Here is a 27,000-nt window from a genome sequence, read left to right as displayed (position 1 = left end):
ATATGCAGGAGAGGTGAAGTTTTCATCTCTCTTTTAATTTGTACATAAAATAAAAAAGGATGCTGAATTTCAGCATCCTTTAAATTCAATATTAACCAACAACAACTAATTCTTTGTTGAAGCTGTTTAGATTTTCATAACCATCTTCAGTTACTAGTATAAGGTCTTCTATTCTTACACCGAATTCTCCTGGTAGATATATACCTGGCTCAACTGAGAATATCATACCTGGTTTTAATTCGTCAGTGTTAACTGCAGAAACGTCACCAAGATCGTGGCACTCTAATCCTATAGAATGTCCAGTTCTGTGAGTGAAGTATTCTCCATAACCTTTTTCAGTTATGTAGTCTCTTGCAGCTGCATCTATATCACAGAATCTTACACCTGGTTTAACTTTTTCTATAGCTCTCTTATTAGCTTCAAGAACTATTTCAAATATTTCTTTACCTTTTTCAGGAACTGATTTGTAGAATACAGTTCTTGTCATATCTGAACAGTAGTGATCTTTAACGCATCCAAGGTCAAGTATTATAGCGTCTCCTTCTTTAACGTATCTGTCACCAGGCTCACCGTGTGGGTTAGCTCCGTTTGCAGCAAATCCTATTATTGGATCGAAAGAAAGTCCGTCTGCTCCTAATTCTTCATATATACCTTTTAATACACTTACTAACTGTTTTTCTGTTAAATCACCAGTTATAGCTGCTTCAAGTTTTTCAACAGCTTTATCATTTAACGCAGAAGCTTTTCTCATTAATTCTTTTTCTTCTTCGTCTTTGCACATTCTTAATCTGTCTATTATATAAGAACCGTTTACGAATTTGCTTCCAGCTCCAAGTTCCATTAATCCAAGAAGGAATCTAGCTGGCCAGTTTTTGTCTATTCCCATAACAGCGTTGTGATCAACTCTATCAGCAACAACTTTTACAGAATCATCAGTGTCTTTGAATATAACTTTTTCAACACCAAGATCTTCTTCTATTGGGAATAATTCGTTAACGAATAATTTGTGGTTTCCGTCTACATTTAGGTATAAAGCAAATAATCTTTCTCCTGTGTGTAGCATTAATCCAGTTAAGTAGAATATTGAGTATGGATCACTCACTATCATCTGCTGGATACCGTCTTTTTTCATCTGCTCTAAAACAGCATTTAATCTCTGAGTTTTCATTGTAAACTACCTCCTGCTAAAATTGTATTACATAAATGTATTACCATATTTAATTTTAGCACAATAAATTTAAAATGGAATACCTTTTTGTAAAAAAAGTCAGAAATATTTAAAATCGGGGCAAACGTATTTACATAATTAAAGAAAATATGAAAATATAATCAAAATAAATTCACTCACATTAAAAAAGAGAGATGAAAAATTATCATCTCTCTTTTGAATTATTCCTTTATTTTTAGTGATGCAACGACTTCCTCTGAAGGATCTACATATGCTGTATTATTTGTTTCGTATATAACCATACCAGGTTTTGCACCTGAAGGTTTTTTGACATTTTTTCTTTTTGTATAATCAACTGGAACCTTTGCAGACATTCTGGCTTTACTGTAGTATGCAGCAAGAGTAGCAGCCTCAGTAAGTGTTTTATCACTTACTTCAGTTCCGGCACATTTTACTATGACGTGAGAACCAGGGATGTCCTTTGTGTGCATCCATATATCATCGTTGTCTGCAAGTCTAAGTGTAAGATAGTCATTCTGTCTGTTATTTTTTCCGACAAGTATTTTTACGCCGTCAGAAGATATGAACTCAAGTGGTGCAGTTGAAGGCTGGTTGTCTTTTTTGCCAATCTTTTTCTGTGATTTCACATAACCGGTTTTTATAAGCTCTTCCCTTATATCTCTAAGTTCTTTTGTATTTTCACAGTTTTCTATAGAAAATATAATATTTTCGAGATAGTCTACTTCCTCTTTTGTCATACTCATCTGATGTGTAATTTCAACTTTTGCATTTTTAAGCTTGTTGTATTTTTTAAAGTATTTCTGAGCATTTTCTGAAGGAGTAAGATTTTTATTTAAAGTTATTGTTATATTTGAGTATTCAGGATCATAGAAATTCTGAACCTCAACACTTTCCATACCTTTTTCTATCATGTATATATATGACGTTATAAGTTCTCCCTTTATTTTGAACTCCTCAGCGTTTTCGGATTCTATAAGTTCCTTTTTCTGTTTTTCAAGCTTGTGGATAAGTCGTTCAAGTTTTATGGAAATATTTTTCTTCATTACAGCTGATTTCTGATGGATTCTATCTTTTATATCCTTTGTTCTGTAGTATTCTTCTATGACTGCGGAAATACTATCTCTTTTTATAGATGTTATTTCGTGGTACATAAGAAGGTCAATACAACTGAAATCAACTATTCTATCGACTTTTTCATTGATTATTATACAAGGTGAAAATTCATTCTTTCTAACTGATGAAAATATACTTTCAAATGAATTGTATATTTTCTCTATTTCAGAATCAGAAAGAGAAGGAGCAAGTTCACTTTTATCAACTCCAGCCCTGAAGCATATCTCTCTGGCAACAGTTGGACTTACACCTAATATAGAAGAATATATAGCCTTAAAAACAGGCATATCATGTAATCTAATAGAAGATGAGAATTCATCCAATTCTATTTTTTCAAGTGGACTTAGCTTGTCCTGAGAAGGAGGAAGCACATAATCCTGTCCTGGAAGAATCTGTCTTACTCTGCTGACACTTACAGGAACTCTTTTTACAGCATCTATAATTCTATTGTCTTTTTCTGATACAAGAATTATGTTGCTGTGTCTTCCCATTATTTCTATGTAGATATTTTTTATACTTTTTTCCTTCAGTTCGTCAAAAGATTCGACGCTTATTTTAAGTATTCTTTCAAATCCTACCTGTTCTACAGCAGTTATAACTCCACCCTGAATGTATTTTCTGAGAAGCATGCAAAACATAGGTGCTTTCTTTGGATTGCTTTTTTTGTAGTCATCCGCAAGATATACTCTTGGATTTGATGCACTTGCACTAAGTACAAGTCTGTAGTTTATTTTGTGGTTTCTTATCTGAAGAAGTATCTCGTCTTCCTCAGGCTGATAAACCTTATCTATTTTAGCGCCGCACAGACATCTGCCTAATTCATCGGCAAGTGAATGTACAACTAAACCATCTAATGCCATTTGAAATCTCCTTTCTATATAAGCTCTATAACTTCAAGATCTTCAGGAACAAATATATTTCCATTGAAGAATTCTTCGCCCTCTTTCAGATAAAGCTCTTTTCTGTTTTCTATATTTTTGTCTTCTGTATGATAAAGTATAAGATTATCAACATTAAGTTCTGAGGCAAGTTCACATGCGTCTTTTACAGTTGAATGATTTTTTTCATATGGTTTGAAAACATCAGCCTGAGAATAAAGACAGAATGCCTCATGAAGAAGATACGCACTGTTTTGTGCGTATGGTTTCTCGCATTTATTGTATGGTTCATCGCCACAGCATGTAAGTTTTCTATCCTTGTCTATCATCATTGAAAAACCAAACTGTTTGGCTTTTGTAGACTGTATATCAAAAAAAGTAACGTCTTTATTCATGATAGATACAGTTTCTCCATCGGTTATTTTTATAAGATGAAGATTTTTGCCGATTACAGCAAAGTCTTTTTTCCGAAGAAGTTTTTCAGACATATCCATAAGAATGTCTATTACCTCATCGTGTGCATAAAGTCTGGCTTCACCTGTATAATTTCCTCTGTTTACATTCTGACAAATAAGTCTTATCATCCACATTATTCCAAGTAGATGATCTATATGTTTATGTGTAACAAATATATCTCTTATGTCTTTCCAGTCGATTCCGGCAGATTTTAGTTGAACAAGAAGTCCGTTTCCTCCTCCGCCATCGACAAGGAAATGACTATTATCGTCGCTTATTGTAAAGCATGTATTGTAGCACTCTGTAACCATTGCATTTCCAGTGCCTAGCATAGTAAGTTTCATTATATCATTCCTTTCAAAAAATATACTCTTATTATAACACAATATATATATAATAGCGTCAACAGTAGGTGTATAAGGATAAAAAACTAAAAAATAACAGTAAAAAATAGCTCATTTAAAAATACTCTAATTGTGTAAAAAATCGATATCTTCTGATATAATATATCTGTAAGGTTTTAGCCTAAAACTAATTTTATTTTAAGGAGATACAGAAAATGAGATTTATCGATTTAAGAAGTGATACAGTAACAATGCCTACTGACAAAATGAGAAAAGCAATGGCTGAAGCAGAAGTAGGAGATTCTATATATAGAGACGACCCTACACTTAACGAACTTGAAAAAAGAGCGGCTGAAAAAGTGGGAAAAGAAGCTGCAATATTTGTTCCAAGTGGAACTTTCGGAAACCAGCTTTGCCTATTTACTCACTGCACAAGAGGTCAGGAGATAATAATAGGTAAGGATTATCATATAGTTGTTCATGAGGTAGGTGCACCTGCAGTTATAGCCGGAGTACAGCTTAGAACTCTTGAAACAGGAATAAAAGGAGAACTTGATCCTAAGGAAGTTGAAAAAGCGATAAGAAGAGATGATATACATGAGCCGTCAACAGGACTTATATGTGTAGAAAATGCATGTCTTGGAGGAACTGTTGTAAGTGTGGAAAATCTTAAAGAAATAAAAGAAGTAGCTGAAAGACACAATCTTCCGGTTCATCTTGACGGAGCAAGAATATTCAACGCAGCTGAAGCACTTGGTGTGGATGTAAAAGAAATAACTGCACAGTGTGATTCTGTAATGTTCTGTCTTTCAAAAGGACTTGGAGCACCGGTTGGATCTATCGTTGCAGGAAGCAGAGAGTTTATAGAGAAAGCAAGAAGAAAACAGAAACTTATGGGTGGTGGTATGAGACAGGTAGGTATACTTGCTGCTGCCGGACTTATAGCTATAGACGAAATGACAGAAAGACTATCTATAGACCACGAAAACAGCCACTATCTTGCTGAAAAACTTGACGAGATAGACGGAATAACAGTAAATAAAAATACAAATGATATAAGTATGGTTTACTTTGTACTTCCAGAAACTGTTATAGAAGAAAAAGAATTTGTTCAGAAAATGTACGACAAAGGAATCAAAATAAGCGGTATGGAAAATGGAGAGTACAGATTTGTTACTCATGTAAACGTAAGCAGAGAAGATGTAGACTATGTAATAGATACTGTAAAAGAGCTTATCGGATAATAATTGTATATGAAATACGCATCCTGTTTCTGGATGCGTATTTTTTTTGCTTTGTATTTATAAAAGACAGAATAAACATGTCTGTATAGCACAAATGACAGTGTATTGATATCATGTTATAATATTTTAAAAGAAATTTATTTATTATTTAATAAAGAATAATATAACAGGAGGATATAATGTCTAAATATAAATATCTGCTGTGGGATATTGATGGAACTATTCTGGATTTTGAATCAGCAGAAAAAGCAGCGATAAAAACACTGTTTGAGAGATTTAATCTTGGAGAATGTTCTGATGAAATGATTGAAAGATATTCAAAAATAAATAGAAAATACTGGCAGATGCTTGAGCGTGGAGAAATGTCAAAAGAAAAAATACTTGTCGAAAGGTTTGTTGAATTTTTTTCAAAAGAAGGAATGGATGCTGGTATTTCTGATTCTTTTAACAGGGAATATCAACTGGCACTTGGGGACACGATTGTGTTCTGTGATGATGCAATGGATATTATAAAGGAACAAAAGAAAGAATTTGAAATAGTTCTTGTAACAAATGGAACGGCTGTAGCTCAAAAGAAAAAACTCGAAAAATCAGGACTTCAGGATATAGTGAGTCATATATTTATATCAGAAATAGTAGGATATGAAAAACCGGATATAAATTTTTTCAAAAAAGTTATATCAGAGGTTGGAATAAATGATCTGAGTGAGGTACTTATAATAGGTGATTCTTTGACAAGTGATATACAGGGTGGATATAATGCAGGAATTGATACCTGCTGGTATAACCCAAAAGGTATAAAAAATGAAAGCAGTCTATCTCCTACATATATAATACAGAATTTACACGATTTGGATTCGATAGTTAATTGAAAACATCTCAAAACTAGGATATAATTATATAGTTAAGATAGAGTATTTTGTCGGATATACAGTGCTGACAGAGGAGGTTATGAAGATGAAATTCTGGAAACTTCACGGAATCGGAAATGATTTCATTGCAATAGATGGCAGATTTGATGGTATAGAGCCTGAAAATTACTCATCTTTTGCAGCAAAAGTATGCAACAGAAGAATGTCAGTGGGTGCTGATGGACTTCTTGTAGTAAAAAATTCAGACAAGGCAGACGTTGAAATGGTATACTATAATTCTGACGGTTCGAGAGCTGCCATGTGTGGAAATGGTATAAGATGCTTCTGTAGATTTGTATACGATACACATATAGTCAAAAAAGAAGAATTTACTGTGGATACACTTGATGGGGTAAAACATATAACTCTTAAAACATCTGATGGAAGAGTAAACAGCATAAAAGTGGATATGGGACATGGAAGCTTTCTTGCCAAAGATGTTCCTGTAAATACAGATGAAGAAATGTTTATAAATCAGAAAGTGAAAATACTTGATAGAGAGTTTGAGCTATCTTCAATGCTTATGGGAGTTCCTCATACAATAGTATTTATAGATGAGTTTGATATTGACTTTATAGAAAAATACGGACCAGCAATAGAACACTGCGAAATATTCCCGGAAAAAACAAATGTAAACTTTGTAAAAGTCAGAGATCAGTACAATATAAATGTTTATACATGGGAAAGAGGATGTGGATACACTCTTGGATGTGGAACAGGTATGACAGCATCAGCAGTTATATGTAATTACCTTGAAAAAACAGAAAAAAGTGTAAATGTAACTTCAAAAGGCGGTACAGTAAAAATAGATATAGACGATTGTATCTATATGACAGGTCCAGCTGTTAAAATATGTGAAGGATATCTGGAGGTATAGGATATGGCTATCAGTATGACAGGATTCGGTAGAGGCGAATTCAAGAATGAAAACTATGAGTTTGTGGTTGAATGTAGAACTATAAACCATAAATACTCTGACATAAATATAAGAATGCCCAGAAGAATATCTTTTCTTGAAGAAAAGGTCAGAAATCTTATAAAGGAATATGTCAAAAGAGGTAGAGCGGATGTATTTGTAAGAATGGAGGTATCTGGAAGTGAGGATGTAGAGCTTAAACTTGATGAAAATCTTGCTTCTCAGTATGTTGAAATTCTTAAAAGAATAAGAGACAAGTTTGATCTTAAAGATGATATAAGCGCCATAAACATAGCGAAGTTTCCTGATGTTGTAAGAACAGAGGAAAAAGAAGAAGATGAAGAGTTTATATGGTCAATGCTTAAAGAAGCTGTAGAGGAATCTATGAAAAAGCTTACTGAAATGAGAAGAGAAGAGGGTATGAAGCTTGAAAGCGACGTTAAGATGAGAAGCAACCTTCTTGAGGAATATATAATAAAAATAGAAGGATATGCTGATAGAGTTGTGCTTGAAAATAAAAACAAGCTTACAGCAAGAATAAAGGAATTCATAGATAATCCCGAAGCAATAGACGAAAATAGAATAGCTATGGAAGCTGCAATATATGCTGATAAAAGCAATATAACAGAGGAAATAGTGAGATTCAAAAGCCATATAGGACAGCTTAGAAAAACTATAGAATCAAACGAATCAATAGGAAGAAAAGTCGATTTCCTTATACAGGAAATGAACAGGGAGACAAATACAATCGGTTCAAAATCTTCAGACCTTGATATAACAGACACTGTAGTAGAGATAAAGAGCGAACTTGAAAAAATAAGAGAACAGATACAGAATATAGAATAGAGGAAATGAGGTCGGTTTGATGAAAAAAAGAGGAATCCTTATGGTTGTTTCTGGTCCATCTGGAGCTGGAAAAGGAACAATATGTAAAGAACTTCTTGAAAACAACAAAAATATAAAACTTTCGGTATCAGCTACAACCAGAGCTCCGAGAGAAGGGGAAGTAGAAGGAGTAAACTATTACTACAAAACTCATGACGAGTTTAAAAAAATGATAGATGACGGCGATATGTTTGAATATGCTGAAAGATACGGAAACTTCTACGGAACACCAAAAGCAGCTATAATGAAGGATCTTGAAGAAGGTATAGATGTGCTTCTTGAGATAGAAATGATAGGTGCACTTAATGTAAAAAGAATGTGCCCTGATTCAGTTTTAATATTTGTTCTTCCACCATCTCTTGAAGAACTTAAGAAAAGACTTACTGGAAGAGGAACAGAAACTGAAGAGCAGATTGAAAAGAGATTTTCAATGGCATATGAAGAAATACAGACAATGAAAGAATATGATTATTTTATAATCAATGAAGAAGTTGAAAAAGCGGCTTCTGAAATAGAAGAGATACTATCTGCTGAAAAGAACAGAGTTTCAAGATACAGCAGTGATATAATAAATAAATTCAGGGAGGAATATGAAACATGTTAAAACCATCAATAAATGACGTACTTGAAAAAATAGATAACAGATACTATCTTGTATGGACTGTTGCAAAGAGAGCAAGACAGCTTGTAGATGGAGCAGAACCACTTGTAACAGTAGAAAAGAAAGAAAAACCTGTTATAACTGCTACAAAAGAAGTTACTGAAGGAAAAATAACTTACAGACTTCTTACTGAAGAGGAAATAGCAGAAGCAGAAAAACTTCACGAAGAAGAACAGAACAGACAGCTTGCTCAGCAGCAGGACTAATTAAGTGGAAAATAAAAAAACAGTTGTCATAGGAGTATGCGGAGGCATTGCTGCGTATAAGGCATGCGAGGTTGTGAGCAGGCTTAAGAAAATGAATATAGAAGTGCATGTCATAATGACAAAATCGGCATGTGAATTTGTAACACCTATGACTTTTCAGACGCTAAGCCAGAATTTTGTAGTTTCTGATATGTTTGAGGAACCTAAAACATGGGATGTTGAGCATATATCTCTTGCAAAGAAAGCGGATACTTTTCTTATAGTTCCTGCTACAGCAAATGTTATAGGAAAAATTGCTTCAGGAATAGCCGATGATATGCTTACAACTACAGTTATGGCGACAAAAGCTGATGTAATAATAGCTCCGGCTATGAATACTGGTATGTATGAGAATCCTATAGTTCAGGACAATATAGAAAAACTGAAAAAATACGGATATTCATTTGTGGAACCTGCATCTGGAAGACTTGCATGTGGAGATACAGGAAAGGGAAAACTTGCCGATGTGGACGATATAGTTCATGCTGTATATGCATCTCTTTATGGAAGTGATGACCTGAAAGGTATGAAAATAACAGTAACAGCAGGTCCTACAGTAGAAGATATAGATCCCGTAAGATATATAACAAACAGATCTTCTGGAAAAATGGGATATTCAATAGCAAAAAGAGCTGTGATGAGAGGAGCAGACGTTACTCTTATATCAGGGCCTACAAGCATAGAGGTTCCAAGAGGAATTAAAAAACTTGTAAAAACAATGTCTGCAGAAAGTCTTTTTGAGGCGGTAAACGAAAACTTTGAGGAATGTGATGCACTTATACAGAGTGCTGCAGTTGCTGACTATAAACCTAAAAACTATTCAAAGAAAAAGGTTAAGAAAAAGGACGGAGATCTTTCTATAGAACTTGCAAGAACAAAGGATGTAGCAAAAGAAATGGGAAAAATAAAATCAGACAAAGTTCTTGTGGGGTTTGCAGCCGAAACAAATGACCTACTTGAAAATGCACAGAGAAAGATAGAGTCAAAAAATCTCGATTTTATAGTTGCAAATGACCTGACTAAAAAGGGAGCAGGATTCAATACTGATACAAATATTGTTAAAATAATAGATGCAGAAGGAAATATGGAAGATTACCCTCTAATGAGCAAAGAGGATGTAGCTGACATAATACTAGATAAGGTAAAAGAGCTTTTGGAAAAGCAGAACCGGTAGAATCTGCAGATAAAATAGGGGATTCTTTCCCCTATTTTTTTATAAATTTAAGGAAATAATTATTATATATCTGAAAATACCTATGCAAGGGAGGAATCAGGATGAATAGATATGCAGAGATTATAGTCAAAAACAACAGCATACATACAGATACAGTATATTCATATAAAATACCGGATCATCTTGAAGATATACTGAAACCTGGACATAGAGTGCTGGTTCCCTTTGGCAGAGGAAACAAACCTGTGGAAGGATATATATTCAGAATTGGAAGAATAACAAATGAATGTCCAGATAATATGAAGGATATAGTTGATGTGCTGGATGAGAATCCAATATTTTCGGAAAATCAGCTGGAACTTATAAAATGGATGAGAAACAGATATTTATGCACATATATGGATTGTATAAATGTTATGCATCCTAAAGGAATCAATATAAAAAATTATAGAGTGGTATATCCTGGTGAAAAAATTTCCAGAATTTCAGATGCAGAAATATATGAAATTATTAAAAATTTATCTGAAAATGAGAAAAAAGTAATTGAAAGTCTTCTGAATGGAAAAGAGAGAATAGAAGAAAATAAAATCAGAGGTATAGAAAATCTGACAGAACTTCTATACAGGATGAAAAACAAAGGACTTATACAGCTGAAATGGGAGTATAAAAGCAGAAAAAACGAAAAAAAATTATGTATAGTGAGTATATCAGATGAAATAGAGAATATAGACATATACATAGAAAAAAATAAAATCAGGCTTGGAAAAAGACAGAAGGATATAATAGAGTTTCTGAAACTGAATGATTCATCAGAAATAAATGATATAATGGAAATTCTGAAAGTATCATCCCGGAGTATAAAATCTCTGAGTGAAAAAGGTCTTGTAAAGTTCAGATATGAAGATTACTATAGAAGACCTGATTCAGTATACCAATCAGATAGAAAAAAAATAGTTCTAAATGAAGAACAGAAATACGTATCAGAAACAATAAAAAATGAAATGTTTGACGAAGGTAAAAAACCGTATATGATACATGGTGTAACAGGAAGTGGAAAAACCGAGGTATACATGGATATTATAGAGTACGCTTTGTCACAGGGACTTGACAGTATTCTTCTTGTTCCTGAAATTTCTCTTACACCACAGACTGTGGCGAGAATAAAAAACAGATTTGGAGACATAGTTGGTGTATTTCACAGTCAGCTTTCAGAAGGTGAAAAACACGATGTATTTAAATCAGTAGAGAATGGAGATACCAGGATACTTATAGGTGCCAGATCCGCAATATTTGCACCGTTTAAAAGTCTGGGGCTTGTTATAATAGATGAGTTTCACGAATCATCATATAAATCCGAGAAAAATCCAAAATTCAGTACGATTGAGGTTGCAAGATTTATGGCATACAAGTGGAAAATAACACTTATAATGGGATCTGCAACACCATCTGTTGAAGAATATTACAGGACGGAAAATGGAGAGTACAAACTTCTTGAAATAAAGAAAAGAGCAAATGAAAAACCTCTTCCGAAGATAGAAACTGTCGATATGAGAGAAGAACTTGAATATGGAAATAAGAGTATATTCAGCAGAAAAATGATAAAGGAAATAAGAAATGCATACGAAAAAGGAGAGCAGTCCATCGTATTTCTGAACAGAAGAGGATATGCAAATTTTGTATCATGCAGAAGTTGCGGATACGTAGCAAAATGCCCAAACTGTGATATATCTCTTACATATCATAAGGGAATAAACAGTATAAGGTGTCATTATTGCGGCTATGAAATAAAAATGCCTGCAGAATGCCCGGAATGTAAAAGTCCGTATATAAAACCATTTGGTACGGGTACGCAGAGGATAGAAGAAGAACTTCAGAATCTGATACCGGGAATAAAGGTTCTGAGAATGGATAAGGATACAACATCTAAAAAAGGTGCATTTGACGACATACTCAAAAGATTTTCCAAAAAGGAAGCGGATGTACTCGTTGGAACACAGATGATTACAAAGGGACTTGATTTTGACAATGTTACAGTTGTGGGAATTGTATCTGCAGATATGATGCTTAATTTTCCGGATTTCAGAAGCTTTGAAACAACTTTTCAGATTATAACACAGGTAGCCGGAAGAGCAGGTCGTGCTCAAAAAGATGGAAAGGTCATACTTCAGACATATAATACGGAACATTATGCGATAAAAAATGCTATGGACTATGATTTTGAATCCTTTTATAGAAATGAAATAAAAATCAGAAAAGCATTTGAATATGCTCCGTTTAACAATATGATAAGTGTTGTTATAAGTGGAGAAAATGAGGGTATAGTAAAAAGAAATATACACAGTATGTATAACAGCATAGTCTATCTTCTGAAGGAGAGGGGATATACGGATTTTGAATTTATGCTTGGTCCAAATCCATGCCCTATATCAAAAATAAACAGAAACTACAGATGGCAGATTTTATTTAGAGATGAGGGTGTTGAAATAAACTTATTAAAGGGTATAATAAGATATGTATGTATAACTAAAAGGGATTCTGTATTTGATAAAAATATAAATATATCTATTGATATAAATCCAAACAGTATCCTGTAGGAAATTATAAAAATAACTTATAAATGGAGGATATAAAAATGGCTTTAAGAAGAGTTACAAAAATGGGAGAACCAGTTTTAAGAAAGGTATGTAAACCTGTTAAAAACTTTGATGAAAAACTTGCCGTTCTTCTTGATGATATGGCTGATACAATGTATCATGCAGATGGTGTAGGACTTGCGGCACCACAGGTAGGAATACTAAAAAGAGCGGTAGTAATAGATGTTGGAGACGGAATAATAGAGCTTATAAATCCTGAAATAATCTCTACAGGTGGAGAGCAGACAGATATGGAAGGATGTCTGAGTGTAGACGATATAAATGAAGAAGTAACAAGACCTAACTATGTAAAAGTAAAGGCTTTTGATAGAAACGGAAATGAATTTACAATGGAAGGTGAAGGTCTTCTTGCAAGAGCATTCTGTCATGAGATAGATCACCTTGATGGAATACTTTTTGTAGACAGAGTAAATAAATAAGGGGGAGTCTGAATGAAAGTTGTATTTATGGGAACACCGGATATAGCTGTCCCATGCCTTCAGAAACTTATAGATGAAGGACACGAGGTTGCAGCAGTTGTAACACAGCCGGACAAACCAAAAGGAAGAGGAAAAAAACTTGCAATGCCTCCTGTAAAGGAACTTGCAGTAAAATACGATATACCGGTTCTTCAGCCCGTAAGAGCCAGAGATGAAGAGTTTGTAAAAAGTATAAAAGAAATAAATCCTGATTTAATTGTAGTTATAGCATTTGGTCAGATACTAGGAAAAGAACTTCTTGAAATACCTAAATACGGATGTATAAATGTACATGTTTCTCTGCTTCCTAAATACAGAGGAGCTGCACCTATAAACTGGGTAATAATAAACGGAGAGAAAAAAACAGGTATTACGACTATGTACATGGATGAGGGACTTGACACAGGTGATATAATACTTTCTAAGGAGTTTGATTTAGACAGATATATAACTGCAGGTGAACTTCACGACAGAATGATGGTAGAGGGAGCTGAAATTCTGAAGGACACTATAGACCTTATAGAAAAGGGCGAGGCAAAGAGAACTCCACAGAATCACGATGAATTTTCTTATGCGCCTATAATGGACAGAAACCTTGGAAATATAGATTTTACAAAATCAGCTGAGGAAATACATAACCTTGCAAGAGGTGTAAATCCATGGCCGGGAGCATATACATTCTATAACGATGTAAAAATGAAAATATGGAAAACAGATGTACTGAATGAAAAATCATCAAAAGAACCGGGTACTGTTTTAAGTGTCGACAAAAATGGTATAAAGATAAGTACAGGAGATGGTATACTTCTTGTTGAAGAAATACAGATGCCGAACAAAAAAAGAATGCCTGTATCTGAATATATAAAAGGAAACAGTATAGATACAGGAGCAATACTTGGTCAGGAAAAATAGTATGAGCGATTTCAGAAAATATATATCGTCGATAGGTATAATATCGGCAATAATAATTGTAATAACTGCAATTATGGCAGTTGCTGTAATGAAAAAACCGGCTGTTATAATAATATCCGTAATAGCTGTTATGATTATACTGATAGCTCTTCTATCAGCATCTACAGTTATAACGTATCTGACTGTAGCAGACAGAAAAGTACCTGAGTTTCTTATGAAAATAAATCTTGGACTTGTCAAAGCTGTATTTCCACTTATTACAGTAATGGCCGATATATCGGGAATAGACAAGGCGGGAATAAGAAGAATTTTTATAAAACTGAACAACAGATACATAAAAAGTCTGAAATTCAGTTTTGACGGAGAGGATATACTTGTACTTATGCCTCACTGTATACAGCTTCACAGCTGTAGATTCAAGGTAACATCTACAATAGAAAACTGTGCAAGATGTGGACTATGCAACATATCAGAACTTGCTCAGCTTGGAGATGAGGAAGGCGTAAAGATATTTGTTGCAACGGGTGGAACTCTTGCCAGAAAAATAATAGTGGACACAAGACCAAAGGCGGTAATAGCTGTTGCATGTGAGAGAGATCTCACATCTGGAGTGAGGGAGGTCAGAAAAATACCTGTATATGGTGTATTTAATGAAAGACCAAACGGACCGTGCTTTGATACAAGGGTAAATATAGATGATGTGAGAAATGCTGTAAGATTCTTCAAGGGAAACCTTTAGAATAATAAAAAACTAGGAGAGTGAAAAATATGCCATATTATGGATATGGATTTTGGGATCCGACAATGATAATATTATTGCCGGCGATAATATTTACAATGTATGCGCAGTTTAAGGTATCATCAACAACTGCGAAATACTTCAGAGTTAAATCTGCAAGTGGATATACAGGACGGTCTGTTGCAGAGAGAATACTTCATGCAAATGGAATATACGATGTAAGAATAGAACCTGTGAGAGGAACGCTTACAGACCATTATGACCCGACAAGAAAGGTTCTTAGACTTTCTGAGGATGTATTCTATGGAGCATCAGTAACGTCTATTGCAGTTGCCGCACATGAATGCGGACATGCACTTCAGCATGCGGACGGATATGCACCTCTTACTATAAGAGGAGCTATAGTTCCGGTTGTAAACTTTGCATCGAGTGTTTCATGGATACTTATATTTGCAGGATTATTCTTTACTGGAAACAATACAATGCTTCAGATAGGAATACTTTTATTCTCAGCGACAGTACTTTTCCAGATAATAACACTTCCTGTGGAGTTTAATGCATCCAGAAGAGCACTTTTCCAGTTGGAAGATCTGGCAATAGTCAGCCATGAAGAAAACAGATACAGTAGAAAAGTTCTTACTGCAGCAGCTATGACATATGTTGCAGCAGCACTTACAGCTTTACTTCAGCTTTTAAGACTTGTACTGATAGCATCAAACAGAGATGATTAATCAAAAAGAGGAGAATATTCTCCTCTTTTTTTATGCGGAAAAATAATACTTTTATATGTGAATAAAACATGATATTTGAATATAGTATCCCTAAGAATTTACTTTTTAGTGTAAAGTAGTGTATAATTATAATTATATCAATATGACTAAAAACAAAAACTATAGGTCAGGAGAGATAAAAAGCATGAATGCGAGAGAAGCAGCATTTAAAATTCTATGCGATGTGGAGATAAACAAAAATTATTCAAACATGGCAATAAACAGGATTTTTAGAGAAAATGATATAAAAACAAGGGAAAAAGGCCTTGCAACAGAAATCGTATACGGGGTCATTGAAAATAAAAAATACCTTGACTATATAATAAACAAATTATCAAAGATAAAAACAAAAAACATGTCCAGCTTTGTAAGAATAATCCTTAGAATGGGTACATATCAGATACTTTTTCTTGATAATATACAGGATTATGCGGCTGTAAATGAAACAGTGAAGCTTGCAGTAAAATACGACAGAAAGTCTTCAGGATTTGTAAATGCAATCCTGAAAAATGAAATAAGACAGAGAAATACAATAAAGGAAATAGATATAAAAGATCCTGCAAGAAGGCTTGCTGTAAAATATTCATATCAGCAGTGGATAATAGAAGAATGGATACAGAAATTCGGGGAGGAATTTACGGAAGAACTTCTTGAATCTGGAAATGAAAGACCGGAAATGTATCTAAGAGTGAATACACTTAAAACAGATAGAGATACACTTATAAAAGAATTCAAAAAAGATGGAATAAATGCATATCCGGTTGCTATGATGGATGAAGCTGTAAGAGTTGAAGGACTTAAAGGAATAGATAAAAACAGGCTATATCTTTCTGGAATGTTTACAGTTCAGGATGTAAGTTCAATGCTTGTTGGTAAAATAGCATCTCCAAAAGAAAATTCAAAAGTGCTTGATATGTGTAGTGCACCGGGTGGAAAAACAACTCATATGGCGACTATAATGAATAATACGGGAAAAGTAGTTGCAAGGGATGTATTTGACCACAAGATAAAACTTATAAAATCTACAGCTCACAGGTTGGGACTTAAAAATATAGATGTGGAAAAATTTGACGCGACAGAATTTGATAAAGAAAGCGTAGAAAAATTCGACTATGTTTTAACCGATGTTCCGTGTTCAGGATTTGGAATAATAAGAAGAAAACCTGAAATAAAATACAAAAGCAGAGAAGAGGTATCAGAACTTCCGGTTATACAGAAAAAGATACTTGAAAATGCTTCAAAATATGTAAAGCCAGGGGGAACTCTTATATATTCGACTTGTACTGTTCAGGACAGCGAGAATATCGAAATAGTAGAAGAATTCATAAAAGAGCATGAGGAATTCAGTATGGTTCCTATAACAGAGGTGAACGTAGACCTTGAGGAACAGGAAAAGGGATATCTGAAAATATATCCTAATATACACGGAATAGATGGATTCTTTATAGCGAAAATGAAAAAAATGAGGTAATAAAAATGGCTGATAAAATAGCTCTTAAAAATTTTACAGAGGCTGAGCTCAAGGAATTTATGAAGGAAATCGGAGAAAAACCGTTCAGAGGAACTCAGATTTACTCATGGATATACAAAGGAGCAAAGACTTTTGATGATATGAAAAATATACCTAAATCTCTAAGAGAAAAACTTGAAGAGGTTTCGTACATAGGTAATATAAAAATAGATTTAAAACTCAATTCAAAAGATGGGAAAACAAGTAAATATCTGTTTGAACTTAACGATGGAGAAATAATAGAAACTGTAATGATGGACTATGACAGTAGAGTGACTGTATGTATTTCAAATCAGGTAGGATGTAGAATGGGATGCAGATTCTGCGCATCTACAATGGATGGTCTTATAAGAAATCTTGAACCGTGGGAAATTCTGGACCAGATTATGAAAATACAGGAAGATACTGGCAAAAGAGTATCAAACCTTGTACTTATGGGAAGCGGAGAGCCTCTTGATAATTTTGAGAATACAAAACAGTTTTTAAAGATTGTAAATGATGAAAAAGGACTTAATATAGGATACAGACATATAACACTTTCTACATGTGGTATAGTGCCAAAAATGTATGAACTGGCTGATATGCAGATACCTATAAATCTTGCCCTTTCACTTCATTCTCCATACGATGAAAAAAGAAAAGAAATAATGCCAGTTGCCAATAAATACTCAATAAATGATATAATAAAGGCATGCAGATATTATATAGAAAAAACAAACAGAAGAGTGACTTTTGAATACTCTCTTATAAAGGGAGTAAATGACGGTAAAAAAGAGGCAGAAGCATTATCTGAACTTTTAAAGGGAATGTTATGCCATGTCAACCTTATACCTATAAATGAGGTTGAAGAAAGAGATTTTGAAAAGCCGGACAAAGCTTTTATATATAGATTCAGAGATTATCTCGAATCTAGAAATATACCTGCAACAGTCAGAATATCAATGGGTTCTGATATAAGCGGCGCCTGTGGACAGCTTAGAAGAAAGCGCAGGTAAAAAAGGAGGACGTCTATGGAATATTATTGTGCCTCTCATGTCGGGATGGTAAGAAAGAATAACGAAGATTACTGCATGGGAGAAATTATAGAATCAGAACATGGAGAAATAGGAATTTTTGCAATAGCTGACGGAATGGGAGGCTATAAAAAGGGAGAAGTTGCGAGCAGAATTGCTGCAGAAAATATAATAATATTTCTAAAGGAAAATCTTCTTCAAAACGGAAATATAAAAATAGAATATATAGACGATATACTAAAACAGGCGTATAATATTATAAATACGATGGTACATGAAAAAGCTGAAGGAAATGAAGAGTTTTCTGGAATGGGAACGACTCTTACAGCTGCAATTTTATATAAGGACCATGTATATATTGCAAATGTCGGTGATAGTAGAGGATACATATACAGTAGAGAAGCTGGTATTATAAGAGTTACCAGAGATCACTCATATGTAGAGGAACTTGTGGAAAGACATATAATAACAGAAAAAGAAGCTATGTCTCATCCGAAAAGAAATGAAATAACAAGAGCGATAGGACCGGATCCATTTGTAATAGTTGATATATTTAAAAGAAAAATAGAAAAAGATGAAATCATTCTTCTTGCCACAGACGGTCTTACTGGATGTGTGGAAGATTCTGAAATAGAAGAAATAATGGATAGTAGTGAAGATCTTGAATATATAAGTGATAGTTTAATAAATACAGCCAATGAAACAGGTAGGGATAATGTATCCGTGGTACTTGTAAGGGCATAGTCAGGACGGTGATAACGTGGGAGAAACAATTTTAGGTAACAGATATAAAATAGAGAAAAAAGTAGGAGAAGGTGGAATGGCCTATGTATATGAGGCAAAAGACAATCTCCTAAATAGAAGGGTAGCAGTTAAGGTGCTGAGACCGGAATTTGTGGATGATCAGGATTTCCTTAAAAAGTTCAAAAGAGAGGCAGAAGCGGTAGCAAGTCTTTCTCATCCTAATATAGTGAATGTATATGATGTAGGTGAAGACGGAAAAGTTCACTATATAGTAATGGAATATGTAGATGGAAAAAATCTAAAGGAAATAATACAGGAAGAGGGTACTCTTGATGAGTACACAGCTCTTGATATAACAAAACAGATAGCTATGGCACTTGGAAGTGCACACAAAAGAGGGATAATACACAGAGATATAAAACCTCACAATATACTTATATCAAATGAGGGAAGAAATATAGTAAAAGTTGCTGACTTCGGTATAGCAAAAGCTGTATCAAACTCAACAATGACGAATATAGGCGGTGTAATAGGATCTGTTCATTATTTTTCACCAGAACAGGCAAAAGGTAAATTTGTAACAAACAACGCTGACCTTTATTCATTAGGTATAGTTCTTTATGAAATGCTTACAGGAAAGGTTCCTTTCAGAGGAGAAACTCCAGTTGCAATAGCACTTCAGCATATAAATGATGATATAGAATTTACAGAAGAGGAAAAAATAAGAATACCTCAGAGTGTAAGAACTATAATCAAAAAACTTACTGAAAAAAATACTATGGATAGATATCAGACAGCTGAAGAGCTTATAGAGGATATAGAGTATATAGAAAAGAATATAGACCTTGATTTTATAAAAGAATATGATGATTTTGCTACAAAGCATATAGACGAAAGAAATCTGAATACAATAGCAAAACCAAGAATAATGCCTTCATCAATAGCTGACATAGACGGAGATAATGGTGCATATTATGATGGTGAAGAAGAGGAAGAAGAATATTTTGATGAGGAAGAGGAAGAAGAAATTCCAAAAAGATCAAGAAAAAGAAAGAAAAAGGTAAAAAAACCTGTAAAAGAAGAAACTCCAAAAATGAGAAAAATACTGAAAGTAGCTGCAGTTTTACTTTCACTTGTTCTTGTAGCTCAGATATTCGTATTTTTCAAACTGTTTGGAAGCAGTTTATTTGGAAGCGGAGAATCTATAATAGCTCCGAATGTTGTAGGAATGCAGCTTGATCGGGCAAGATCAACGCTTGAAGCAAAAGGGCTTAAACTTGAGGTATCAAGCGAGGAATATAGTTATTCGGTACTTGAAAACTGTATAATATCTCAGGATCCTGTTGAGGGAACAGAACTTAAAGAAGGAGATACGATTACAGTAGTAGTAAGTAAGGGAAGTAACAATAAATCAGAGCCTAACGTAGTAGGAATGTCACTTAGCCGGGCTCAGAACATGATACAATCAAGTGGATTTGCAGTTGGAGATATAACTTATGAGTTTAGTTCCGCATACAAAGAAGGAACAGTACTGTCTCAGAGTAACGAAGATGGAAAAATATCACTTGTAGTAAGTAAGGGTGAAGATACAGCAAACAAACCTACAGTACCTGAACAGCCAGATGATAATACAGATGGAAATACAGGAGGATCAACTGGTGGAAATACAGGTGGTTCAGGAAATGAAGGTGGATCATCAGGTGGAAATACAGGAGATTCAGGAAGTGATGGAGGATCATCAGGTGGAGACACAGGAGATTCAGGAAGTGACGGAGGATCATCAGGCGGAGACACAGGTGGTTCAGGAAGTGACGGAGGATCATCAGGCGGAGACACAGGTGGAGCAACTGAATAATTGATATAATAAAAAGACATCTCATAAGAGGTGTCTTTTTTGATAATATATATAGTATAAATATAAAATTAAGGAGATATAAAATGAAAACAGCTATAATAACAGGTGCATCGAGAGGAATAGGAAAATGCACAGCAGAATTATTTGCCAGAAATGGATACAATGTAATAATAAACTATAACTCATCAGAAAAAGAAGCAAAGGAATTAGAGAATAAACTATTGTCAGAAGGACTAAATGTATCAGCATACAAAGCAGATGTATCGAAAAGCTATGAAGTTGACAAAATGATAAATTATTGTATAGAAAAATACGGAAAAATAGACGTGCTTGTAAATAATGCAGGAATAAGTCAGGATAAACTGTTTACAGATATAACGGATGAAGAATGGGAAAAAATGATGTCTGTAAATGTGACAGGAGTATTTAATTGTACAAGAGCAACTCTGAAACATATGATATGGGAAAAATCAGGAAAGATAATAAACATATCATCTATGTGGGGAGTAGTAGGTGGATCATGTGAAGTTCATTACTCTACATCAAAAGCAGCCGTAATAGGAATGACAAAAGCACTTGCAAAAGAGGTAGGTCCATCAAATATAACAGTAAATGCAATTGCACCTGGTGTAATACTTACTGATATGAGTCTGTATTATGGAGATGAAGTGCTTGAGGAACTTAGACAGGAAACTCCCCTTATGAAAAATGGACAGCCGGAAGATATAGCTAACATGGCTCTCTATCTGGCCTCTGATAAGGCGGATTTTATAACAGGTCAGGTATTTAATATAAATGGTGGATTTGTAATAGCTTAAAACAATAATTTTTTTCTATAGATTCATCTTGTAAACCCCTCATAATATTGTTATAATAAAAACGAGGGCGTGATAACGCTTTATAATTAAAATATATCGGAAAATTTACCGAACAGTAAAAAGTGAGGAGTGATTTTGATGAAAATAACAGAAGGATACATGCCATATCTTGAATACAAGACATACTACCGTATAGTAGGTGAGCCAAACCCAGATAAAGCACCAATAATATTCTTACATGGTGGACCAGGTTCTTCACACAACTACTTTGAAGTACTTGATAGAATAGCTGAGTTAGACAACAGACAGCTTATAATGTACGATCAGATAGGATGCGGTGAATCATTTGTAGAAAACAGACCTGACCTATGGAACTCAAAAACTTGGGTAGAAGAGTTAATAGCTCTAAGAGAACACCTGGGACTAAAAGAAGTTCACATATTAGGACAGTCTTGGGGTGGTATGCAGCTTCTAGACTATATATGCAACTACAAACCAGAAGGTGTTAAAAGTATAATACTATCAAGTACACTTCCAGCATCTTGGATGTGGGGACTTGAGCGGAAGAGAAATATAGCACTTCTTCCAGTTGAAATGCAGGAAGCAATAGCAAAAGCTACAGAAAGCGGAGACTACAGCTCACCTGAATATCAGGCAGCAGAAGCTGAGTATATGCGTCGTCACTGTGCTGGAGCAACTGATGAAAACAGTCCAGAGTGCTTAACAAGACCAGTTAAAAAAGGTGTTGAAGCTTACGTTGTAGGATGGGGACCAAACGAATTTACTCCTCTTGGAACACTTAAAGACTACGATGTAACTGAGCAGTTAAAAGATATAAAAGAACCTGCACTAGTTGTATCTGGTGGAAACGATTTATGTACTCCATACATAGCTAAATATATGTACGATAGAATACCAGTTTCTGAGTGGGAATTATTCAGAGATTGCCGTCATATGTGCTTCGTTGAAGATAATGAAAAATATGTCAATATGTTAATAGACTGGATGAACAGACACGACAAATAATATAAATAAACTTTATTGATAATATGCGGACACACAATTTTGTGTGTCCGTTTTTGTATAAAAAAAGTATAAAATGTAACAGCGTTGTAACTGTATTTACAGTTCTGTTACATTGATTGACTATAAATGCAAAAGGAGTACAATATAAGTAACAGATAGATAAATGAAAATTCAGTCTTATATAGGAGGGATTGATATGAAAAGTGCAAAAGCTGCAGAAAATAATGACAGACGGGATAAAAACATTCATTGGAAAGGTGCATTATATACACTGTGCTTTGCTCTTGCAGTATATCTGATAAAAGGATTTGTAGTAGACAATGTTACAAGTCCACTTGTTATATATCCTGGTGTTATATTTATGGTTCTTGGTTTTGCGTTATCAATAGTTGAAAAGGCGATGAACATAGATTTTTTCAATGCGATACCAAACTGGCAGGGTGCAGGTGTAATGGTAAATGCGTGCTGTCTTGTAGGTATAGGTCTTGGACTTGTATTTCCGACATTTTCACATTTTGTAGGTGGAAGTACAATAATAGCTTTTATACTTGCAGCACAGAGAACACTTATGACAAATAAATAATATAAGATAAATAGGATTTTGAATATTGTTTTCCTGAATATAATAGTTTCTAATGTATGATAGGAGGGAGAGTTATGAGAAATGCAAAATCAGTTAGTATGGAAAGAAGACATGAAAGAAGTATTCACTGGAAAGGTGCATTATATGCATTAGTAGTTGCTGTTTTTGTATATGCTGCAAAGATGTTTATAGTTGACAATCCAGCTAATATATTTTTAGTATATACAGGAGTTTTCTTTGTGGTTTTGGGATTTGCTTTATCAATAGCTGAAAAATCTATGAATATTCCTTTCTTCAATGCGATACCAAATTGGCAGGGTGCAGGTGTAATGGTGAATGCATGTTTCCTTGTAGGAATTAGGACTAGGTTTAGCATTTGCAGATATAACTGGATTTATATTGGGAACAGCAGTTGTGGTGGCTATACTTGTAGTTCAGAGAACATTTATGACAAAAGAATAATTAATGTAGTTAATATATAAAAAAGGAGCAGTTTATCTGCTCCTTTTAAAGTTAGGGCTATCTGCCCTTTTTCTTTGCTTTTTTCTTTTGCTGTTTAAGCTGGAAAATATATTCCTCTTTTTCCTTTTTTCTGTCCTTATTCAACTTTTTCCTCTCACATTTAATCTGTTCGTGCTGAATTTTCAGTGCTTCCTGAGATTTTGTGGATACGGAAAAGTTATTTCTGGATTTTGAGATCTCTCTCTGAATTCTTTTAGGATTTTGAGATTTTTCCTTTTTAACTACAGCAACAGATGGACTGAAGTTTAATCTGTAGTAGTTTTTCTGTATAAATTCAAAAATCTCGGAATCATTTGGCTCACTTCCAAATGTGATTTTACATGCGGAAAGTTTTCCGTTTGAAATCTCCTCAATAACGCCCACCCAGAATGGTGGTTCAAAAAATACCTTGAAACTACCTGATAATCTGTCCATAGCAAGTCCTCCTTAAAATTATATGAGGACAAAGAACGGACGACCAAGGAGGAAGGCTACTGATACATATTTGTACGTCTGGACTACCAACCAGACTGTGTTTTTATCTTTGTCTTAAATTTATTATATCACACTGTCAAAATTTTACCGCGGCTGAGTGGATTTTCTTTCTCTGTATATTTTGCACACATATACAAACCGAAGTGGTAACAGAAGACAAAGTATAGGTGTAACAAAATATGTCACAACAAATTCATACCCACTGAACATACCGGCATCTATCATCTGAGTAATTGTCCATTTTACAAGAAGATGGTGTATCATTACACTCCATGTATTATCTCCTATAAATACTATGAAATCCATAACTTTTGGATATTTGCCATCTACAATACGACATATGAATTTTGAAAGATATAGTACATAAAGTATCCCTATTATAGAGGTAACAAGTCCTAGAACATTGTTTCCATAGAAACTTACAGTTCTAAGCGAGAACGTAGAGTATCCAAAAATCATATAAAACACGACTTTTGAGGCTACGATCATGACAAACTCATATATATTGTACTTCAGATATTTTTCAAGAAACTCTCTGAATAAAAGTCCTATCTGCATATACTGAAGTCCCCACAAAGTTCTAAGCACTGCATGATATGGTTTTACCACCTGATTTTCAACAGGATATTTATTTGCAAAATATGCAGCAATAACTCCTATTACGCATAGAAATACAGTGAATATAAGTTCATCTCTGAAGTCCTTTTCTTCTCCCTGTTTGAACGAAGAAAGCATATATGATGCTCCTTTTCTGAAAAGTGGATACATAATCCGCACAGTAAACAGAAAAGGTACAAACCATCCAGGGCCATTGAAATAAAACTGAAATCCACCGAGAAACGGTTCAACAAAAAAGCTGAACAGTGAAAATTCTATATTTCTTGTGAGCAGTCCTGTAGATACCAGAATAAATGATAATACAAGGTAAAACAGATTAGATCTGTAGTAGTTTCTGATATTTGCAAATCTCTTTTTTACAAGTGTTTTGTAGTCGCTTTCGTATATTCTTTTGTAAAAATATCCCGAAGCAAATACAAACAGAGGAATATGATATGAATATTCAGGGAATAGTTCTCTACTTAGAGATAGAGGAATTCCGATAATATTGAACATATTTTCCTCAAGATGACAGCTTACGACTACAATTATTCCTATTGCCTTCAGCACAGTCATATGTATATTTTTGTTCATAGTTATTCTGGTTCTAAAAATATAGACAAATATAGTCTTTTTAGATATTTCGCTCTTATTCTGACTTACATCAGTTTTAAGTCCTGGTTGTGCCAGTTGGTTATCCCACAACCGTATTTTTAAAATATTATTTTATAAAACACTACTATTTAACCCTCCAAATTGGATGAAATATATGCTTGTGAGATACATATATTTGTGATTAAATTTAATATTATTAACTATTATGATTTGATATTCTGGATTCAAGTATCATTTTAACCTTTGTATACTTTGTATATAAACTTATTTCCTTATCATCTTTTCTTGAAAGTATATTTTTTGCTGCATTTGTATCTGCGTGTGTCTCACCGCAGTTTGAACATATAAAAGAGGCACCATTTCTTTTTCCAAAACTGCTACAAATACTACATACCTTACTTGTATAAGCTGGATTTATATAAGTATATTTTATATTGTATAACTCACACTTATATTCAATCCTTTCTCTGATATAGCCTTTTGTCCATCTTGAAAGTTTTCTCTTTATATTTTTAGGAAACTTACTGTTCCAGTTTGCAAAAGTCAGATCCTCCATAACTATTTCTTTTGGTTTCTCTTTTAGTATAAATTCATTTATAGAATGATTTATATACGACTTCATCTTTTCATCATTTCTATTTTTCCGATGATTGTATTTTTTCTTTCCAAGATTGTTATTCAGTATATTTTCGGCTTTCTTTACATCATTATTTTCCAAGGCAGTTTTATACATAGCATAAAATCTGTTTCTGTTTGAATTTATATAATTCAACCTTTCAGTTTCATCTGTCAGATATTCATTTAATCTACCACCGTATAGATTTTCTGTTGATGTAGCTATAATATGGTTTATTCCTTTATCTATACCAACTACAATATCTCCATTTAGATCTTTTGGTGATATCTTTAAAGGTACATGAACTTCAATTCTATCATCAACTATCTTTATTTTTAAAGTGGTTTTGTATTTATTGCTATCCTTTAATGGAATTGATACCCTTTTACCTTTATTTAGAGTTGTTATTTTTATGTTTCCATTTTCATATCTGTATAAACCAGTATCTACAGAAAATATATTATTTTTCTTTGTGTAAGGAATTTTGTTTTTATACTTTCTTGTATATCGTCTTATTAAATTGTTCAAATACTTAAAATTTAATTTTATCTCTTTAAACTTATCTGGAATATCAAATTCTATCTGATTTAATGTTTTATAATACAGCTCATCAGAGCTTAAAATATATCTTATATAATGGATATCTTCCCGAGTCAGGTTATCATTTCTTGTAATTGCGTATTTTATCTTTTTCTTTGTAGAAGTCCAATTACCTCTGATATCTGAAAATACTTCATCTAGCGCTATCTTCCAGTATCTGGCTGGTAATTTAAACTTTTTCCGTTCTCCGGATTTTATCCATTTATCTCTCACATTCTTTCGAGGATTTTTTAAAAGATGAATACTCTTTATTCCGCTGAATCTTGAATAAAGATAATTTTTAAAGTTCCTGTATTCTGTAGCTAAATATATAAGGTCTTTGATTGCATCTTCACTCAAAGGCAGTGAATATTGTTTTATATTTTTTATCACTGTACTCATCTTTCTCACCTCGATTCATAATGTGTTTTATTATATTATATCCATTTTGAATCAGGTTTATACATTAATCTGTATATAATATTTTAAAAATACGGTT

At 33.7% G+C, this 27,000-nt stretch carries 26 protein-coding genes; 20 read left to right on the top strand and 6 right to left on the bottom strand.

The window, feature by feature from the left end; all coding sequences use genetic code 11:
* Positions 1 to 91: 91 nt before the first annotated feature.
* From EXD82_RS06450 to EXD82_RS06440, 3 genes are all read right to left on the bottom strand, one after another.
* Entirely contained in the window at positions 92 to 1,168 is a 1,077-nt protein-coding gene (locus EXD82_RS06450) for a M24 family metallopeptidase (RefSeq protein ID WP_142536102.1), read from the bottom strand.
* Positions 1,169 to 1,389: 221 nt separating this feature from the next.
* Positions 1,390 to 3,162 (bottom strand): Rqc2 family fibronectin-binding protein, encoded by a 1,773-nt coding sequence (locus EXD82_RS06445; protein WP_142536101.1) that lies wholly within the window; start codon positions 3,160 to 3,162, stop codon positions 1,390 to 1,392.
* A 14-nt stretch (positions 3,163 to 3,176) separates the two neighbouring features.
* The gene (locus EXD82_RS06440) at positions 3,177 to 3,980 is read right to left on the bottom strand and encodes an MBL fold metallo-hydrolase (RefSeq protein WP_142536100.1); all 804 of its coding nucleotides are present in this window, start codon (positions 3,978 to 3,980) and stop codon (positions 3,177 to 3,179) included.
* A 215-nt stretch (positions 3,981 to 4,195) separates the two neighbouring features.
* Between EXD82_RS06440 and ltaE the strand changes: the two genes are divergently transcribed.
* From ltaE to EXD82_RS06340, 20 genes are all read left to right on the top strand, one after another.
* Positions 4,196 to 5,224, top strand: a complete 1,029-nt coding sequence (gene ltaE / locus EXD82_RS06435) for a low-specificity L-threonine aldolase (protein WP_142536099.1) — start codon at positions 4,196 to 4,198, stop codon at positions 5,222 to 5,224.
* A 179-nt stretch (positions 5,225 to 5,403) separates the two neighbouring features.
* Positions 5,404 to 6,096, top strand: a complete 693-nt coding sequence (locus EXD82_RS06430) for a YjjG family noncanonical pyrimidine nucleotidase (protein WP_142536098.1) — start codon at positions 5,404 to 5,406, stop codon at positions 6,094 to 6,096.
* 85 nt (positions 6,097 to 6,181) lie between these two features.
* Complete coding sequence (gene dapF, locus EXD82_RS06425) at positions 6,182 to 7,012, top strand: diaminopimelate epimerase (protein WP_142536097.1); 831 nt, start codon at positions 6,182 to 6,184, stop codon at positions 7,010 to 7,012.
* 3 nt (positions 7,013 to 7,015) lie between these two features.
* On the top strand, positions 7,016 to 7,897 hold the full coding sequence (locus EXD82_RS06420; RefSeq protein ID WP_142536096.1) for a YicC/YloC family endoribonuclease: 882 nt from the start codon (positions 7,016 to 7,018) through the stop codon (positions 7,895 to 7,897).
* Between the two features lie 16 nt (positions 7,898 to 7,913).
* On the top strand, positions 7,914 to 8,540 hold the full coding sequence (gmk, locus tag EXD82_RS06415; protein WP_174919181.1) for a guanylate kinase: 627 nt from the start codon (positions 7,914 to 7,916) through the stop codon (positions 8,538 to 8,540).
* Positions 8,534 to 8,803, top strand: a complete 270-nt coding sequence (gene rpoZ, locus EXD82_RS06410; RefSeq protein WP_142536094.1) for a DNA-directed RNA polymerase subunit omega — start codon at positions 8,534 to 8,536, stop codon at positions 8,801 to 8,803. The genes gmk and rpoZ overlap by 7 nt, the downstream gene beginning before the upstream one ends.
* A 4-nt stretch (positions 8,804 to 8,807) precedes the next feature.
* Positions 8,808 to 10,016, top strand: a complete 1,209-nt coding sequence (gene coaBC / locus EXD82_RS06405; protein ID WP_142536093.1) for a bifunctional phosphopantothenoylcysteine decarboxylase/phosphopantothenate--cysteine ligase CoaBC — start codon at positions 8,808 to 8,810, stop codon at positions 10,014 to 10,016.
* A gap of 101 nt (positions 10,017 to 10,117) precedes the next feature.
* Complete coding sequence (priA, locus tag EXD82_RS06400; protein WP_142536092.1) at positions 10,118 to 12,610, top strand: primosomal protein N'; 2,493 nt, start codon at positions 10,118 to 10,120, stop codon at positions 12,608 to 12,610.
* A 38-nt stretch (positions 12,611 to 12,648) separates the two neighbouring features.
* Positions 12,649 to 13,089 carry a peptide deformylase gene (def, locus tag EXD82_RS06395; RefSeq protein WP_142536091.1) on the top strand — a complete coding sequence of 147 codons (441 nt, stop codon included), beginning with the start codon at positions 12,649 to 12,651 and terminating at the stop codon, positions 13,087 to 13,089.
* 12 nt (positions 13,090 to 13,101) lie between these two features.
* Positions 13,102 to 14,040 carry a methionyl-tRNA formyltransferase gene (fmt, locus tag EXD82_RS06390; protein ID WP_142536090.1) on the top strand — a complete coding sequence of 313 codons (939 nt, stop codon included), beginning with the start codon at positions 13,102 to 13,104 and terminating at the stop codon, positions 14,038 to 14,040.
* A 1-nt stretch (position 14,041) separates the two neighbouring features.
* Positions 14,042 to 14,779: a DUF116 domain-containing protein gene (locus EXD82_RS06385; RefSeq protein WP_142536089.1), complete on the top strand. Its 738-nt coding sequence runs from the start codon at positions 14,042 to 14,044 to the stop codon at positions 14,777 to 14,779.
* 29 nt (positions 14,780 to 14,808) lie between these two features.
* The gene (locus EXD82_RS06380; protein ID WP_142536088.1) at positions 14,809 to 15,510 is read left to right on the top strand and encodes a zinc metallopeptidase; all 702 of its coding nucleotides are present in this window, start codon (positions 14,809 to 14,811) and stop codon (positions 15,508 to 15,510) included.
* A gap of 184 nt (positions 15,511 to 15,694) precedes the next feature.
* Complete coding sequence (rsmB, locus tag EXD82_RS06375) at positions 15,695 to 17,020, top strand: 16S rRNA (cytosine(967)-C(5))-methyltransferase RsmB (RefSeq protein WP_142536087.1); 1,326 nt, start codon at positions 15,695 to 15,697, stop codon at positions 17,018 to 17,020.
* 5 nt (positions 17,021 to 17,025) lie between these two features.
* On the top strand, positions 17,026 to 18,054 hold the full coding sequence (gene rlmN, locus EXD82_RS06370) for a 23S rRNA (adenine(2503)-C(2))-methyltransferase RlmN (RefSeq protein ID WP_142536086.1): 1,029 nt from the start codon (positions 17,026 to 17,028) through the stop codon (positions 18,052 to 18,054).
* A gap of 15 nt (positions 18,055 to 18,069) precedes the next feature.
* Entirely contained in the window at positions 18,070 to 18,816 is a 747-nt protein-coding gene (locus EXD82_RS06365) for a Stp1/IreP family PP2C-type Ser/Thr phosphatase (RefSeq protein WP_142536085.1), read from the top strand.
* Positions 18,817 to 18,832: 16 nt separating this feature from the next.
* Positions 18,833 to 20,671 (top strand): Stk1 family PASTA domain-containing Ser/Thr kinase, encoded by a 1,839-nt coding sequence (pknB, locus tag EXD82_RS06360; protein WP_142536084.1) that lies wholly within the window; start codon positions 18,833 to 18,835, stop codon positions 20,669 to 20,671.
* Between the two features lie 83 nt (positions 20,672 to 20,754).
* On the top strand, positions 20,755 to 21,489 hold the full coding sequence (gene ymfI, locus EXD82_RS06355) for an elongation factor P 5-aminopentanone reductase (RefSeq protein ID WP_142536083.1): 735 nt from the start codon (positions 20,755 to 20,757) through the stop codon (positions 21,487 to 21,489).
* A 138-nt stretch (positions 21,490 to 21,627) separates the two neighbouring features.
* Positions 21,628 to 22,515, top strand: coding sequence for a proline iminopeptidase (gene pepI / locus EXD82_RS06350; RefSeq protein WP_142536082.1), 888 nt, complete (start codon positions 21,628 to 21,630; stop codon positions 22,513 to 22,515).
* 196 nt (positions 22,516 to 22,711) lie between these two features.
* Positions 22,712 to 23,098: a hypothetical protein gene (locus EXD82_RS06345; protein WP_142536081.1), complete on the top strand. Its 387-nt coding sequence runs from the start codon at positions 22,712 to 22,714 to the stop codon at positions 23,096 to 23,098.
* A gap of 74 nt (positions 23,099 to 23,172) precedes the next feature.
* Positions 23,173 to 23,580, top strand: a complete 408-nt coding sequence (locus EXD82_RS06340) for a hypothetical protein (RefSeq protein WP_142536080.1) — start codon at positions 23,173 to 23,175, stop codon at positions 23,578 to 23,580.
* Positions 23,581 to 23,617: 37 nt separating this feature from the next.
* Here EXD82_RS06340 and EXD82_RS06335 read toward each other — a convergent pair whose 3' ends face one another.
* From EXD82_RS06335 to EXD82_RS06325, 3 genes are all read right to left on the bottom strand, one after another.
* Positions 23,618 to 24,034 (bottom strand): YjdF family protein, encoded by a 417-nt coding sequence (locus tag EXD82_RS06335; RefSeq protein WP_142536079.1) that lies wholly within the window; start codon positions 24,032 to 24,034, stop codon positions 23,618 to 23,620.
* A 144-nt stretch (positions 24,035 to 24,178) separates the two neighbouring features.
* Complete coding sequence (locus EXD82_RS06330) at positions 24,179 to 25,285, bottom strand: acyltransferase family protein (RefSeq protein ID WP_142536078.1); 1,107 nt, start codon at positions 25,283 to 25,285, stop codon at positions 24,179 to 24,181.
* Between the two features lie 217 nt (positions 25,286 to 25,502).
* Positions 25,503 to 26,903: an RNA-guided endonuclease TnpB family protein gene (locus EXD82_RS06325; RefSeq protein ID WP_142536077.1), complete on the bottom strand. Its 1,401-nt coding sequence runs from the start codon at positions 26,901 to 26,903 to the stop codon at positions 25,503 to 25,505.
* Between the last annotated feature and the right edge of the window lie 97 nt (positions 26,904 to 27,000).

Origin of the sequence: Peptacetobacter hominis, assembly GCF_006861675.1 — a bacterium.
GTDB lineage: Bacteria > Bacillota > Clostridia > Peptostreptococcales > Peptostreptococcaceae > Peptacetobacter > Peptacetobacter hominis.
Note: the sequence above shows the minus strand (reverse complement) of the source record. Positions and strands in the feature narration are given on the sequence as shown.

Coding starts and splice junctions, on each gene's coding strand:
- ymfI (WP_142536083.1), top strand. CDS start 20,755: ATGAAAACAGCTATAATAACAGGTGCATCGAGAGGAATAGGAAAATGC.
- EXD82_RS06450 (WP_142536102.1), bottom strand. CDS start 1,168: ATGAAAACTCAGAGATTAAATGCTGTTTTAGAGCAGATGAAAAAAGAC.
- def (WP_142536091.1), top strand. CDS start 12,649: ATGGCTTTAAGAAGAGTTACAAAAATGGGAGAACCAGTTTTAAGAAAG.
- EXD82_RS06420 (WP_142536096.1), top strand. CDS start 7,016: ATGGCTATCAGTATGACAGGATTCGGTAGAGGCGAATTCAAGAATGAA.
- EXD82_RS06325 (WP_142536077.1), bottom strand. CDS start 26,903: ATGAGTACAGTGATAAAAAATATAAAACAATATTCACTGCCTTTGAGT.
- EXD82_RS06365 (WP_142536085.1), top strand. CDS start 18,070: ATGGAATATTATTGTGCCTCTCATGTCGGGATGGTAAGAAAGAATAAC.
- EXD82_RS06430 (WP_142536098.1), top strand. CDS start 5,404: ATGTCTAAATATAAATATCTGCTGTGGGATATTGATGGAACTATTCTG.
- EXD82_RS06380 (WP_142536088.1), top strand. CDS start 14,809: ATGCCATATTATGGATATGGATTTTGGGATCCGACAATGATAATATTA.
- fmt (WP_142536090.1), top strand. CDS start 13,102: ATGAAAGTTGTATTTATGGGAACACCGGATATAGCTGTCCCATGCCTT.
- EXD82_RS06330 (WP_142536078.1), bottom strand. CDS start 25,285: ATGAACAAAAATATACATATGACTGTGCTGAAGGCAATAGGAATAATT.
- rsmB (WP_142536087.1), top strand. CDS start 15,695: ATGAATGCGAGAGAAGCAGCATTTAAAATTCTATGCGATGTGGAGATA.
- EXD82_RS06385 (WP_142536089.1), top strand. CDS start 14,042: ATGAGCGATTTCAGAAAATATATATCGTCGATAGGTATAATATCGGCA.
- rlmN (WP_142536086.1), top strand. CDS start 17,026: ATGGCTGATAAAATAGCTCTTAAAAATTTTACAGAGGCTGAGCTCAAG.
- EXD82_RS06445 (WP_142536101.1), bottom strand. CDS start 3,162: ATGGCATTAGATGGTTTAGTTGTACATTCACTTGCCGATGAATTAGGC.
- rpoZ (WP_142536094.1), top strand. CDS start 8,534: ATGTTAAAACCATCAATAAATGACGTACTTGAAAAAATAGATAACAGA.
- EXD82_RS06345 (WP_142536081.1), top strand. CDS start 22,712: ATGAAAAGTGCAAAAGCTGCAGAAAATAATGACAGACGGGATAAAAAC.
- dapF (WP_142536097.1), top strand. CDS start 6,182: ATGAAATTCTGGAAACTTCACGGAATCGGAAATGATTTCATTGCAATA.
- priA (WP_142536092.1), top strand. CDS start 10,118: ATGAATAGATATGCAGAGATTATAGTCAAAAACAACAGCATACATACA.
- pepI (WP_142536082.1), top strand. CDS start 21,628: ATGAAAATAACAGAAGGATACATGCCATATCTTGAATACAAGACATAC.
- EXD82_RS06440 (WP_142536100.1), bottom strand. CDS start 3,980: ATGAAACTTACTATGCTAGGCACTGGAAATGCAATGGTTACAGAGTGC.
- EXD82_RS06340 (WP_142536080.1), top strand. CDS start 23,173: ATGAGAAATGCAAAATCAGTTAGTATGGAAAGAAGACATGAAAGAAGT.
- EXD82_RS06335 (WP_142536079.1), bottom strand. CDS start 24,034: ATGGACAGATTATCAGGTAGTTTCAAGGTATTTTTTGAACCACCATTC.
- ltaE (WP_142536099.1), top strand. CDS start 4,196: ATGAGATTTATCGATTTAAGAAGTGATACAGTAACAATGCCTACTGAC.